The sequence below is a fragment of the Janthinobacterium aestuarii genome, assembly GCF_046113285.1.
Taxonomy (GTDB): Bacteria; Pseudomonadota; Gammaproteobacteria; order Burkholderiales; family Burkholderiaceae_D; genus Janthinobacterium.
The window spans coordinates 2,556,601-2,569,825 of record NZ_CP142524.1; the positions used below are offsets into that span (position 1 = coordinate 2,556,601).

Consider the following 13,225-nt stretch of genomic DNA (forward strand, 5'->3'; position numbering starts at 1 on the left):
AAGGAGTTGAGTATGCCGTATGAATTTCATTTCGAACTCGTCATGCAATCGCTGGACCGCCTGTTGTGGGGCGCGGCGCTGACGATACGCCTGAGCGCCATGGCGATGGTGCTGGGACTGGCGGTGGGCGTCTGTGCCGCCGTCATCCTGAAGAACGGTCCCGCCTATGCCCGCGCCGTGGTGCGCGCGTATGTCGAGGTCATCCGCAGCACGCCGTTCCTGGTGCAGCTGTTCATCATTTACTTCGGCTTGCCGTCGCTGGGCCTGCAGCTCGACGCGAACGGCGCCGCGCTCGTCGCCATGACGGTCAACCTGGGCGCCTATGCGGCGGAGATCGTGCGCGCCGGCATCGGCGCCGTGCATCCGTCGCAGCTCGAGGCGGCGCAGGCGCTGGGCATGACGCGCTGGCAAGTGATGCGCCACGTGGTGCTGCTGCCGGCGCTGGAAAAAGTGTATCCGGCGCTGGCCAGCCAGTTCACCTTGATGATGCTCGCCTCGAGCGTCGTGTCGGCCATTTCCGCCGAAGAGCTGACCGCCGCCGCCCACCTGCTCGACGCGGAAACCTTCCGCAGCTTCGAGATCTACATCGTCGTGATGGTGCTGTACATCGTGCTGGCCCTGCTGTTCCGCTTCAGCTTCTGGGTGCTGGGCCAGATCGTCTTCAAACGCCGCCGCCGTCTGGGCGCGGCGCGCATGGGAGCTTGACATGATCAGTGACTTTTCCTGGGATAACCTGCAATTCCTGCTCGAGGCCACGCGCTGGACCATCGGCCTGTCGCTGATCGTCTTCATCACGGGCGGCATCGCCGGCTTCGCCGTGGCGCTGCTGCGCACGGCGCGCAGCCCGCTCCTGCGCTGTATCAGTGCCCTGTACATCCAGCTGGTCCAGGGCACGCCCGTGCTGATCGTGCTGTTTTTGACCTATTACGGCCTGGCCCTGTTCGGCTACAAGCTGTCGCCGGTCATCGCGGCCGGCGCGGCGATGACGATCTTTGCCAGCGCCTACCTGGGCGAGATCTGGCGCGGCTGCATCGAAGGCGTGCAGCGGCAGCAGTGGGAAGCGTCGGCCGCGCTGGCGCTGAACCGCTACCAGCAGCTGCGCTACGTCATCCTGCCGCAGGCGCTGCGCCATTCGCTGCCGCCGACGGTGGGCTTCATGGTGCAGATCATCAAGAACACTTCGATCACCTCGATCATCGGCGTGGTGGAATTGACGCGGGCAGGGCAACTGGTCAGCAATGCGACCTTCCTGCCTTTCATCGTCTTCCCCGTCGTCGCCCTGATCTACTTCGCGATGTGCTATCCGCTGTCGCGCTACAGCCATTCACTGGAAAGGAAATTCCATGCCCATCGTTGAAATCGACAATATCAGCAAGAGCTTCGGCGCCAATCACGTGCTCAAGGGCGTTTCGTTCGCCGTCGAGCGGGGCCAGGTGATCGCCGTGATCGGCCGCAGCGGCTCCGGCAAGAGCACCATGCTGCGCTGTATCAACGGCCTGGAAACCATCGACAGCGGCAGCATCGTCGTCGCCGGCCATACGCTGACGGCGCGCCAGGAGCACCTGCTCGACTTGCGCAAGGACGTCGGCATGGTCTTCCAGAGCTACAACCTGTTCCCCCACCTGACCGTGGAAGAAAACGTCATGCTGGCGCCGCGCATCGTCAAGAAGGTGCCTGACGCCCAGGGCCGCGCCACGGCGCTGCGCGTGCTCAAGCAGGTGGGCCTGGACCACAAGCGCGAAGCCTATCCCGAGCAGCTGTCGGGCGGCCAGCAGCAGCGCGTGGCGATCGCCCGTTCGCTGGCGATGGAGCCGCAAGTGATGCTGTTCGACGAAGTGACGTCGGCGCTCGACCCGGAACTGACGCAGGAAGTGCTGAAGGTGATGGAAGAGCTGGCGCAGGCGGGCATGACGATGCTGCTCGTGACGCACGAGATGGAGTTCGCGCGGCGCATGGCCGACGTCACCGTCTTCATGCACCAGGGATTGGTGTGGGAAAGCGGGCCGTCGGAAGCGTTTTTCAGCAATCCGCAAACGCCTGAAGCGCGCCAGTTCGTCGGCGCGGGAGCGATCAAATGAGCCCCGTTTTGGTGGCGGCGTCGGCTTATGGCGCAAGCAGGGTAAGGCAGCTGGGGCAAAGCCATTTCATCGACGTGGTGGCCGATGCGGGCGGCGCCGGCATCGAGATCCGCCGCGAACTGTTCACCTCCGACTGGCCGGACCTGGCGCGCATGGGTGCGGCGGTGGCCGCGCGCGGCCTGTACTCCGTGTATTCCACGCCCATCGAATTGTGGGACGCGGACGGGCTGCTGCGGCACGAGTTGCTGCAGCAGATGCTGGACGAGGCGGCGCGCCTGGGGGCGCGCTACCTGAAGGTGTCGCTGGGCCATTACCCGGCCGCGCCGGACTTGCAGGCCTTGAGCGCCCAGCTGGCGGCCGCGCCCGTGGCGCTGCTGGTGGAAAACGACCAGACGGCCCATGGCGGCAAGCTGGCGACGATGGCGCGCTTTCTGGAAGCGGCGCGCGACATCGGGCTGCCCGTGGGCCTGACCTTTGACATCGGCAACTGGCGCTGGGTGGGCGAGGATGCGCAGCAGGCGGCGCGCCTGCTGGCGCCGTACGTGCGCTATGTGCACTGCAAGGCCGTGCTGGAGGATGGGGGCCGGCTGTCCGCCTGCGCCGTTTCCGACGCCGATCCGGCCTGGCGCGCCGTCTTCGCGCACTTTGCGCCGGGCGTGCAGCGGGCCATCGAATTCCCGCTGGAGGCTACCGACCTGGTGGCCGAAACGGGCCGCTACATCCGGATGCTGGAGGCCGCATGATGGAACACGAAATGATGCATGGAGCGCATGCGCTCGACGTCGTCACCTACGGCGAAGCGATGGCGATGTTCGTTGCCGAGGAAACGGGCGACCTGGCGGCCGTGGCGCATTTCACGCGCCGCCTGGCCGGCGCCGAGACGAACGTCGCCATCGGCCTGGCGCGCCTCGGTTTGAAAGTCGGCTGGCTGAGCAGGGTGGGCGATGACTCGTTCGGCCGCTTCATCCGCGCCAGCGTGCAGGCCGAGGGCGTCGATTGCAGCCGGGTCGCCGCCGTCGCCGGCCAGTCCAGCGGCTTCCTGCTCAAGGAGAAGGCCGAGAACGGCGCCGATCCCCTGGTCGAATACTTCCGCAAGGGTTCCGCCGCCAGCCGGCTGGCGCCCGAGCACTTCGACCCCGCCTATTTCCTGTCCGCGCGCCACCTGCACGCCACGGGCGTGGCCGCCGCGCTGTCCGCCACCAGCCTGGCGTTCGCCGGCCAGGCCATCGACTTCATGCGCGAGCATGGCCGGACCGTGTCGTTCGATCCGAATCTGCGGCCTTCGCTGTGGCCGTCGCAAGCCGTCATGGTGGAACAGATCAACCGCCTTGCCGCCAGGGCCGACTGGGTGCTGCCCGGCCTGGGGGAGGGAAAAATCCTCACCGGTCATGACTTGCCGCACGACGTCGCCGGCTTTTATCTGCAGCAGGGCGCGCGGCTGGTGGTCATCAAGCTGGGCGCCGAGGGCGCCTACTACCGCACGGCCGACGGCGACAGCGGCATGGTGCCGGGCGAGCGCGTGGCCAACGTGGTCGACACGGTGGGCGCCGGCGACGGCTTCGCGGCCGGCCTGGTCAGCGCCTTGCTGGAAGGCTTGCCGCTGGCGCAGGCGGTACGGCGCGGCAACAGAGTCGGCGCCTTCGCCATCCAGGTGGCCGGCGACATGGAAGGCTTGCCGACCCGCGCCCAGCTCGACGCGCTGGGCCAATCTTGAACCGAACAGGGGAACACTCGTGAAAAAACATGTGCTTGTGTATAAAAAGCTGGCCGAGCCGCTGCTGGCGCGCCTGCGCGCCGAATGCGAGGTGACGTATTTCGAAGCGATCGACGCGGACAACCGCGCCGCATTCGCCGCCGCCATCCGCGGCGCGCATGGCTTGCTGGGCGCCAGCGTGCGCCTGGACCGCGAACTGCTGGACCCGGCCGTCGACCTGCGCATCATTTCCACCATTTCGGTGGGCGTCGACCAGTTCGACGTCGACTACCTGCGCGAACGGGGTATTTTGCTGGCCAATACGCCGGACGTGCTGACGGAAACGACGGCCGACACGATCTTCGCGCTGATCCTCGCCAGCGCGCGGAGGGTCGTCGAACTGGCCGAATTCGTCAAGGCGGGGCGCTGGACGCGCAGCGTGGGCGAAAGCCAGTACGGCGTCAACGTGCATGGCAAGACCATCGGCATGCTGGGCATGGGCCGCATCGGTCGCGCCGTCGCCCGCCGCGCCGCGCTCGGTTTTGGCATGCAGGTACTGTACGTGAATGGCGAGGCGGTGCCCGAGGTGGAAGCGGCGCTGGGCGCGCGACAGGTGGCGCTCGACGAGCTGCTGGCCGGCTCCGATTTCGTTTGCGTGGTCCTGCCGCTGACGGCGCAGACGGAACGCATGATGGGGCGGCGCGAGTTCGCGCTGATGCGCCCCGGCGCCATCTTCATCAACGGTTCGCGCGGGCGCATCGTCGATGAGGCGGCGCTGATCGAGGCCCTGCAGCAGGGCACCATCCAAGGCGCCGGCCTGGACGTGTTCGAGCGCGAACCGCTGGCGCCGGACAATCCGCTGCCGGGCATGGCCAACGTGGTGGCGCTGCCGCACATCGGCTCGGCCACGCATGAAACGCGTTATGCCATGGCGCAGCAAGCCGTGGACAACCTGCTGGCCGGCCTGCGCGGCGAGCGTCCGCGCCACCTGGTCAGCTAAGAACAGTATCCATAAAAAGACAGACAGGGAAAGAAATGAAGAACAAGGTAGCAAGGGCAATGATCATCGGTGCGGGCGCCTGCGGCGGCCTGTGCGCGGCGCAGTCGAACGTGGCCATGTACGGCATCGCGGACCTGGGCGTGGTGTCCGAGAGCGGCGGCCCCGGGGGCAGGGTGCTCAAGCTGACGAGCGGCATCGCCAACGGCTCGCGCCTGGGTTTCAAGGGCAGCGAAGACCTGGGCGGCGGCATGACGGCGATCTTTACGATGGATGCGGGCATCCTGGCCGACACGGGCGCTTCGGCCCAGGGCGGCCTGCTGTTCGGGCGCCAGGCCTTCGTCGGCCTCGCCGGTGCGGCGGGCACCTTGCGGCTGGGCCGCCAGTACACGTTCATCGATAGCAGCCTGGGGGCGCTGGACCCGTTTTACCTGGGTTTTGCGGGCAGGATGAGCAACGTCTTCACGGCCGGCTACATCAGCCGCGTCGACAACAGCATCACCTACAGCTCGCCCGTGCGCGGTGGCCTTTCCGGCGAACTGGCGTACGGCTTCGGCGAAGTGCCAGGGGATGCTTCCGCCAGGCGCTACATGGGCGCGGCGGCCACCTATGCCAGCGGGCCGCTGTACGTGCGCATGGCGCACCAGGATGCCAACACCCTGTCAAGCGCGCTGGTGACGGGCAGGGCGCGCAACACGGTGCTGGGCGCCACCTGGGGCTTCGGCGTGGTCAAGGCGCATGGCGCCGTCGCCGTCAGCAAGAGCACGGCCGGTGCCGCCACCACGGTCGACAGCGCGGACCTGATGCTGGGCGCCACCGTGCCCGTGGGCCCGCACCGCATCCTGTTCTCGTACGTGCGGCGCGACGACCGGCGCGCCGCCAACGGCGACGCTTCTCAAATTGGCATCGGTTACACGTATGCGCTGTCGAAACGCAGCACCTTGTACGCGGCCTACGCGCACATCGACAACCGCAACGGCGCCGCCTACCTGGTGGGCAATGCCACCGACAACGGCACCGGCAACCAGGCCTGGAACCTGGGCCTGCGCCACACTTTTTAACGGGAGAATCGAATGAAGAAAACCGGATGGATTTTGGTCGGCGCCAGCACCGTGGCGCGCGAATGGATGGTCGACGCGATCCGCCAGCAGGGCGATGCCGAGGTGCTGGCCGTGGTCAGCCGCGACGCCGCGCGCGGCGCCGCCTTTGCGGCGCAATTCGGCATCGCCGCCAGTTATACCGACCTCGATGCGGCGCTGGCCCATCCGGGCGCGGACGCCGTATACATCAGCACCACCAACGAATGGCACATGGCGCAGACCTTGCAGGCGGCGCGCGCGGGCAAGCACGTGCTGTGCGAAAAACCGCTGGCGCTGAACCTGAAGGACGCCCGCCGCATGGTCGACGGCTGCGCCGAGGCGGGCGTGGTGCTGGGGATTAACCACCACCTGCGCAACGCGGCCAGCCACGGCAAGGTGCGCGAGCTGATACGCGCGGGCGAGATCGGCCAGCCCCTGTATGGCCGCGTACTGCACGCGAACAACCTGCCGCAGCACTTGCGCGGCTGGCGCCTGGATGCGCCGGAATCGGGCGGCGTCACGCTCGACATGTTCGTGCACGATGTCGACACCCTGCGCTTCCTGCTGGATTCGGAACCGCGCCACGTGACCGCCTGCGCCACCAGCGGCGGCATGACGGTGGCGGGGCTGGAAGAGGGCCTGATGGCCGTCATCGAGTTCGACAACGGGACTTTGGTACAGGTGCACGACGCGTTCAACGCGCCGTATTCGCTGTCCGGCGTGGAAATCATCGGCAGCAAGGGCACCATCTTCGCCACCGGGGTGATGACGCAGCGCCCCGTCGGCAGCATCAGCCTGACCCGCGACGGCGGCAGCGTCGACATCCCCGTCGAGCACGAGAACCTGTACGTGCGCTCGGTGCGCGCCTTCCAGCGCGCCATGCGTGGCGAAGGGCAGCCGGCAGCCACGGGCGACGACGGCATGCGCGCGCTGGCGACGGCGCTGGCGGCGCAGCAAGCCAGCCGCAGCCACCAGCGCGTGACCTTGGCCGATTGACGGCCTGCGACAGACGTAAAAAAGCCGCCTGATTAAAAAAATCAGGCGGCTTTTTTTGCCTTGAAGCATCGAACGCCTGAAAAAATCGTAGCGAGCGGATGGGAGTTGCGGCTAAGAAGCGCAACTGTGCTATAGCACAGTGAGCATCGCAGGCCGCAAATCGCGACGCGCAGTAGATTTTTCAGGTGTTCATCACTCTTCGCGGCGCAGGTGAGGGAACAGCAGGACGTCGCGGATGTTCGGCGAATCCGTGATGATCATCATCAGGCGGTCGATGCCGATGCCGCAGCCGCCGGCTGGCGGCATGCCGTATTCCAGCGCGCGGATGTAGTCGGCGTCGTAGAACATCGCCTCTTCATCGCCGGCGTCCTTGGCGGCCACTTGCGCCAGGAAGCGGGCCGACTGGTCTTCCGCATCGTTCAACTCGGAGAAGCCGTTGGCGATTTCGCGGCCCACCATGAACAGCTCGAAGCGTTCGGTGATGCCGGCCACCGTGTCGGAAGCGCGCGCCAGCGGCGACACTTCAACAGGGTAGTCGATGATGTAGGTCGGTTCCCACAGCTGCGCTTCAGCCGTCTCTTCGAACAGCGCCAGTTGCAGCGCGCCCAGGCCGGCCGTGGCGAACGGCTTGACGCCGAATTTCTTCAGCTCTTCCTTGATGAAGTCCGCATCGTTCAACTGCTCCGGCGTGTAGCCCGGCGCGTACTTGTTGATCGCTTCGACGATGGTCAGGCGGTGGAACGGCTTGGCCAGGTCCAGCTCGCGGCCGCCGTAGGTCAGGGTGGCGGTGCCGTGCGCGTCGATGGCGGCCTGGCGGATGACGGCTTCCGTGAAATCCATCAGCCATTTGTAGTCGGTGTAGGCCGCATAGAATTCCATCATCGTGAATTCCGGGTTGTGACGGATCGACACGCCTTCGTTGCGGAAGTTACGGTTGATCTCGAACACGCGGTCGAAGCCGCCCACGACCAGGCGCTTCAGGTACAGCTCGGGCGCGATGCGCAGGAACATTTGCATGTCGAGCGCATTGTGGTGCGTGATGAACGGCTTGGCCGCCGCGCCGCCGGGGATCGTGTGCAGCATCGGCGTTTCCACTTCCATGAACTCGTTCTTTTCCATGAAGCGGCGGATCGACGAGATGGCGGCGGTACGGGCCTTGAAGGTGCGGCGCGTCTCTTCGTTCATGATCAGGTCGACGTAGCGCTGGCGGTACTTCGTTTCCTGGTCGGCCAGGCCGTGGAATTTGTCCGGCAGCGGGCGCAGCGACTTGGTGATCAGGCGCAGTTCCGTGACCTTGATGGTCAGTTCGTCCGTCTTGGTCTTGAACAGGGTGCCCGTCACGCCCAGGATATCGCCCAGGTCATAGTGGTGCAGGGCGGCCATGGCCGCTTCGCCGGTGAGATCAAGCGTGGCGTAGATCTGGATGCGGCCGTCGGCCTTCGGGCCGGAAGCGTCCTGCAGGGTGGCGAAGGCGGCTTTCTTGCCCGCTTCGCGCTTGAGCATCATGCGGCCGGCCAGCACCACGGTGACAGGTTCGGCTTCCAGTTCTTCGCGCGTCTTGCCGCCGTATTGCGCGTGCAGATCGGCCGCCTTGTGTTCTGGGCGGAAATCGTTCGGGAAGGCGACGCCTTGTTCGCGCAGTGCGGCCAGCTTGACGCGGCGCTCGGCGATGATCTTGTTTTCATCGGGGGCGGCGGCTTGTTCTTGGATATCCGTAGTCATGGTGTTCTTCGTTGGTGATTATTGATGATGTGGTGCCAGCGCTGGCGCCACGCTGGCAAACAGTGCGTCGACGTCGAGTGCGGAGAAATCCGGCACGATGGCAATGATGTTGTCGAATGCGGCAAACGCCTCGGCCGGCAGGGTGGTGGTGAGTACCACGACGCGCATGCCGGCACGGCGCGCCGCTTCCACGCCCAGGGGCGCGTCTTCGAAGACGATGCAGTCTTGCGGCAGCGCGCCGGCCAGCTGCGCGCCTTTCAGGAACACGTCCGGGTGCGGCTTGCCCCGTTCCACGTCGGCGGCGCCGACGATGGCGTCGAAGCGGTGGCGCAGGTCCAGGCCGTCGAGCGTGAACGCGATATTCTCGTCTGGCGCGGCCGTGCCCACCACCAGCCCCACGCCATGCTGGCGCGCGCTGGCGATCAGCCGGTCGAAGCCAAGCACCGTGGCCAGGTGCGGGCCATACAGTTCGCGGTAGACGACTTCCTTTTCCGCCAGCAGGGTGACGTGGTCGGCATCCTCGCCCAGGTACTTGGCGATGATTTCGTGTCCCTGCCGTCCCGCCGTGTCGCGGAAAAAGGCGTCCGCGTCCAGCGCATGGCCGTGGCGTTCAAAGAACGCCAGCCACGATGTCGTGTGGAAGGCCATGTTGTCGACGATCGTGCCATCCATGTCGAACAGGAAGGCGCGCTGCGCCAGTGCTGGAGCGGATGCGTTCATCCTTATACGCCTTGCTTGAGCGAGGCGGAGATGAAGTCGTCGATGTCGCCATCGAGCACGCCCTTGGTATTGCCCGTCTCGAAACCGGTGCGCAAGTCCTTGATGCGGGACTGGTCCAGCACGTAGGAGCGGATCTGGTGACCCCAGCCCACGTCCGTCTTCGAGTCTTCCAGCTTTTGCTGTTCGCTCATGCGCTTGCGCAGTTCATGCTCGTACAGTTTCGCTTTCAGCATTTCCATCGCTTCGGCGCGGTTGCGGTGCTGCGAACGGTCGTTCTGGCACTGCACCACGATGCCGGTCGGCGCATGGGTCATGCGGACGGCGGAGTCGGTTTTATTAATGTGCTGACCGCCGGCGCCCGACGCGCGATAGGTATCGACGCGGATATCGGCCGGGTTGACGTCGATCTCGATCGAATCGTCGACTTCCGGATACACGAACAGCGACGTGAACGACGTGTGGCGGCCGTTGGCCGAGTCGAACGGCGACTTGCGCACCAGGCGGTGCACGCCCGTTTCCGTGCGCAGGAAGCCGTAGGCGTGATCGCCCTCGACCTTCAGGGTGGCCGTCTTGATGCCAGCGACTTCGCCGTCGGACTGCTCGAGGATTTCGACCTTGAAGCCCTTGCGTTCGCAATAGCGCAGGTACTGGCGCAGCAGCATCGAAGCCCAGTCCTGGGCTTCCGTGCCGCCGGCGCCGGCCTGGATGTCGATGAAGCAGTTGTTCGGGTCCATCGGATTGTTGAACATCCGGCGGAATTCCATGCTTTCGATGACCTTGCGGATTTCCTGCACGTCCTGCTCGATCGCTTCCAGGGTCTCGTCGTCGCCTTCTTCACGGGCCATGTCGAACAGGTCGCGGGTGTCGCGCAGGTCGGCATCGGCCTTGGTCAGCGTGAAGACGATCGCTTCCAGCGCCTTCTTCTCTTTACCGAGGTCCTGGGCGCGCTTGGGATCGTTCCAGACGGTTGGATCTTCCAGCTCTTCGTTGACTTGCTCTAGTTTCTCCGACTTGACAGTGAAGTCAAAGATACCTCCGAAGTTCGGCTTCGCGGACCGTCAGGTCGTTGAGCAGGGCGGAGATGATATTGATGCGTTCGGCTTCCATAATGTTCTGGTCTTCTATGGTGAAATCAAACCCTGAATTATACGCGAGCGTGGCGCGTTTCCGCTGCCGCCGCGGCGCAATTGCGGCCGCGCGGGGCAATAAAATGCGTATTTTGCTATATTTGCGACAATATTTTTGCCTTGATGATGGCTATCGTGCTGCGTATGATGCTGGCGATATTGTCTTTCCACAGGAACATCTCATGCGCCACCCCCTGCGTCAACTGCCCCGTCTCGCCCTGTTACCGCTGCTGCTGGCCGGCTGCGGCGCCTTGCCGCCCGCCGCCACGGGACCCGCGCGGGCGCCTTCGGCCGCGCCGGCCGGCAGCAGCGCCACCCTGGCCCTGTTGGAGACGACGGACTTGCACGCGAATGTGCTCAGTTATGACTACTACAAGCTGCAGGCGGAACCGTCGATCGGCCTGGAACGCACGGCGGCCCTGATCGCCCAGGCGCGTGCGCAATTCCCGAACAATCTGCTGCTCGACAACGGCGACACCATCCAGGGCACGGCGCTGGCCGACTACCAGGCACTGGTAAAACCGCTGGCTTGCGACCAGACCCTGGCCATCTACAAGGCGATGAATCTGCTGAAAGTGGACGGCGGCGGCATCGGCAACCATGAATTCAACTACGGCCTGGCGTTTTTGAGCCAGGTGACGGGCAACCGCTTCGACGTCGACAGCGTCGACGCCGGCAAACCGCGCTGCGCCGGTCCCGCGTTCCCGCAAGTGCTGGCCAACGTCTACAGCGCCAGGACGGGCAAGCCCCTGTTTGCGCCGTACCACATCATCGACAAGCAGATCACGGCCACCGGTCCCGATGGCAAGGCCATCACCGCCACCGTGAAGGTGGGCATCATCGGCTTTGCGCCGCCCACCATCATGGCCTGGGACAAGCGCTGGCTGGAAGGGCGCGTCTACACGCAGGGCGTGCGCGAGACGGCGGAAAAATTCATTCCCGAGATGCGCGCGAATGGCGCCGAACTGGTGGTGGCGATCTCGCACGGCGGCCTCGATGACAGCCCGTACTCGCCGACCATGGAAAACGGCAATTACTACCTGTCGCAAGTGCCGGGCGTGGACGCCATGCTGATCGGCCATTCGCACCAGCTGTTCCCGAACGCCGCCAGCACGGTGCCGCAGTTTAATTTGCCCGGCGTCGACAAGGTCAAAGGATTGGTCAACGGCGTGCCCACCGTGATGGCCAATTTGTGGGGCAAGCACCTGGGCGTGATCGGCTTGCGCCTGCGCCACGACGGCAAGCAGTGGGTGGTCGACAAGAGCGCCACGACGGTGGAAGCGCGCGGCATCCAGAACGCGGACAAGAGTTATGTCACTCCCGATGCGGCCATCGCCACACTGGTGGCCAAGGAGCATGCGGCGACGATCGCCTACGTGCAGACACCGGTCGGCGCCACGGACTTCCGTATGTCGACGTATTTCGCCGACGTGGGGGACGTGAGCGCCATCGAGGTCGTGAACCAGGCGCAATCGAGCTATCTGGCCGCGTATGTGAAGGCGAACCTGCCGCAGTACGCGCACTTGCCCGTGCTGTCGATGTCGTCGCCGTTCAAGAGCGGCTCGGCCGGCGTATCCGACTACACGGACGTGAAGGCGGGCAATGTGGCGCTGAACAATGCGGCCGACCTGTATTTGTATCCGAACGCGCTGTACGGCGTGAAGATGAATGGCGCGGAGCTGAAAGCCTGGCTGGAGCAGTCGGCGCAGCGCTTCAATACCATCGACCCGAATAAGCTGGAAGCACAGGAGCTGGTCAACACCGCCCACCCGAGCTACAACTTTGACGCCATCACCAGCGCCGACGTGCGCTACCAGATCGACGTCACGCAGCCGCCGGGCCGGCGTATCAAGGCGCTGACCTACAAGGGTAAACCTGTGGACGCGGCGCAGGAATTCCTGATCGCGACGAACAACTACCGCGCCAGCGGCGGCGGCAATTTCCCTGGCCTCGACGGCAGCAAGACGGTGGTGGCCTCGCCCGATAACAACCGCGAACTCTTGATTGCCTACGTCACGCAGCAGAAAAACCTGACGCGCGCAAAAAACGGTTCGGCGCGCAGCTGGCGCTTCGCCAAAGCTGCCACGAAAGGCCCTGTGGTGTTCCATTCCGCGCCGGGCGTGATCGACCTGGCGAAAGCGGCCGGCATCGACAACGTGACGCAGCTGAAAGCTGACGATGGTGCGGGCAAGGGCTTTGCGCTGTATCAAGTGGACCTGTCGAAGTGAAGGCATGGTTGTGTGCCATCGCCCTGGCCGTATCGCCGCTGGCATCGGCGGCACCGGACCTGACGGCCCAGGCCAAGACCCTGATGCGCGCGGGAGTCGCGGCCCAGCCGCAGGCGCGCATCCTGTTCGAACGCGAGGCGGGGCAGGGCAGCGGTCCCGCCGCGTACTACCTGGGATTGATGCACAAGAACGGCATGGGCGGGCCGCAGGACGGTGCCGCCGCGCTGCGCTGGCTTGAACTGGCCGCGCAGCGGGGCGTGGCGCCCGCCATGTTCATCGTGGCGAACATGCTGCTCGATACCGACGAAGCCAGGGCGCGCTACTGGCTCGACGCTGCCTGCGACCTCGAATACCCGGAAGCGCTGCAGCAGAAATCCGTGGCCCTGGCCGAAGGACAGATGGGCTACGCGCACAGCGAGGAGCAATCGTTCCTGTATCTGAAGATGGCCACGCATGCGATGGGGCACCGTCCGCCTGAGCCTTGAGGGCATGGCCGGCTGCCTGGGGCAGGCCTGTTGCAATTGGAATGTGTTGAAGGAATTGTTTGTTTTTGATCGGAAAGATTAATTCTTCGTGATCATTCTG

Annotated in this window: 13 protein-coding genes; 10 read left to right on the forward strand and 3 right to left on the reverse strand. The window is 65.1% G+C overall.

Going from position 1 to position 13,225, the window contains the following annotated elements; genetic code table 11:
* Nucleotides 1-12: 12 nt before the first annotated feature.
* From OX462_RS11520 to OX462_RS11555, 8 genes are read left to right on the forward strand one after another with little or no spacing between them, the layout of a single operon-like run.
* Nucleotides 13-705: an amino acid ABC transporter permease gene (locus OX462_RS11520; protein WP_409028450.1), complete on the forward strand. Its 693-nt coding sequence runs from the start codon at nt 13-15 to the stop codon at nt 703-705.
* Between the two features lies 1 nt (nt 706).
* On the forward strand, nt 707-1,357 hold the full coding sequence (locus tag OX462_RS11525; RefSeq protein WP_070291566.1) for an amino acid ABC transporter permease: 651 nt from the start codon (nt 707-709) through the stop codon (nt 1,355-1,357).
* Nucleotides 1,344-2,078 carry an amino acid ABC transporter ATP-binding protein gene (locus tag OX462_RS11530; RefSeq protein ID WP_034755389.1) on the forward strand — a complete coding sequence of 245 codons (735 nt, stop codon included), beginning with the start codon at nt 1,344-1,346 and terminating at the stop codon, nt 2,076-2,078. Before OX462_RS11525 ends, OX462_RS11530 begins: the two co-directional genes overlap by 14 nt.
* Nucleotides 2,075-2,821 carry a sugar phosphate isomerase/epimerase family protein gene (locus OX462_RS11535; RefSeq protein WP_409028451.1) on the forward strand — a complete coding sequence of 249 codons (747 nt, stop codon included), beginning with the start codon at nt 2,075-2,077 and terminating at the stop codon, nt 2,819-2,821. The genes OX462_RS11530 and OX462_RS11535 overlap by 4 nt, the downstream gene beginning before the upstream one ends.
* Nucleotides 2,822-2,832: 11 nt before the next feature.
* The gene (locus tag OX462_RS11540; protein ID WP_070291645.1) at nt 2,833-3,792 is read left to right on the forward strand and encodes a sugar kinase; all 960 of its coding nucleotides are present in this window, start codon (nt 2,833-2,835) and stop codon (nt 3,790-3,792) included.
* Nucleotides 3,793-3,811: 19 nt separating this feature from the next.
* Nucleotides 3,812-4,771 (forward strand): 2-hydroxyacid dehydrogenase, encoded by a 960-nt coding sequence (locus tag OX462_RS11545; protein ID WP_409028452.1) that lies wholly within the window; start codon nt 3,812-3,814, stop codon nt 4,769-4,771.
* A 35-nt stretch (nt 4,772-4,806) separates the two neighbouring features.
* Entirely contained in the window at nt 4,807-5,829 is a 1,023-nt protein-coding gene (locus tag OX462_RS11550) for a porin (protein ID WP_409028453.1), read from the forward strand.
* A 12-nt stretch (nt 5,830-5,841) separates the two neighbouring features.
* Entirely contained in the window at nt 5,842-6,843 is a 1,002-nt protein-coding gene (locus OX462_RS11555; RefSeq protein ID WP_409028454.1) for a Gfo/Idh/MocA family protein, read from the forward strand.
* 192 nt (nt 6,844-7,035) lie between these two features.
* On the opposite strand, the gene lysS is transcribed toward OX462_RS11555, so the two are convergent.
* The 3 genes from lysS to prfB form a co-directional block, all read right to left on the reverse strand.
* The gene (lysS, locus tag OX462_RS11560; RefSeq protein ID WP_070291572.1) at nt 7,036-8,565 is read right to left on the reverse strand and encodes a lysine--tRNA ligase; all 1,530 of its coding nucleotides are present in this window, start codon (nt 8,563-8,565) and stop codon (nt 7,036-7,038) included.
* 18 nt (nt 8,566-8,583) lie between these two features.
* A complete protein-coding gene (locus OX462_RS11565; RefSeq protein ID WP_070291573.1) occupies nt 8,584-9,285 on the reverse strand; it encodes an HAD family hydrolase in 702 nt (233 codons plus the stop codon).
* A 2-nt stretch (nt 9,286-9,287) separates the two neighbouring features.
* Nucleotides 9,288-10,392 (reverse strand): peptide chain release factor 2 gene (gene prfB / locus OX462_RS11570; RefSeq protein ID WP_121669803.1). Its coding sequence is split into 2 segments (ribosomal slippage): nt 9,288-10,310 and nt 10,312-10,392, totalling 1,104 coding nucleotides; the frame shifts between segments, so codons are not numbered across the junction.
* 202 nt (nt 10,393-10,594) lie between these two features.
* Between prfB and OX462_RS11575 the strand changes: the two genes are divergently transcribed.
* Together OX462_RS11575 and OX462_RS11580 are read left to right on the forward strand one after the other, a co-directional pair.
* The gene (locus OX462_RS11575; protein ID WP_070219965.1) at nt 10,595-12,640 is read left to right on the forward strand and encodes a bifunctional 2',3'-cyclic-nucleotide 2'-phosphodiesterase/3'-nucleotidase; all 2,046 of its coding nucleotides are present in this window, start codon (nt 10,595-10,597) and stop codon (nt 12,638-12,640) included.
* Nucleotides 12,637-13,125, forward strand: coding sequence for a tetratricopeptide repeat protein (locus tag OX462_RS11580; protein WP_139143752.1), 489 nt, complete (start codon nt 12,637-12,639; stop codon nt 13,123-13,125). The genes OX462_RS11575 and OX462_RS11580 overlap by 4 nt, the downstream gene beginning before the upstream one ends.
* The last annotated feature ends 100 nt before the right edge of the window (nt 13,126-13,225 follow it).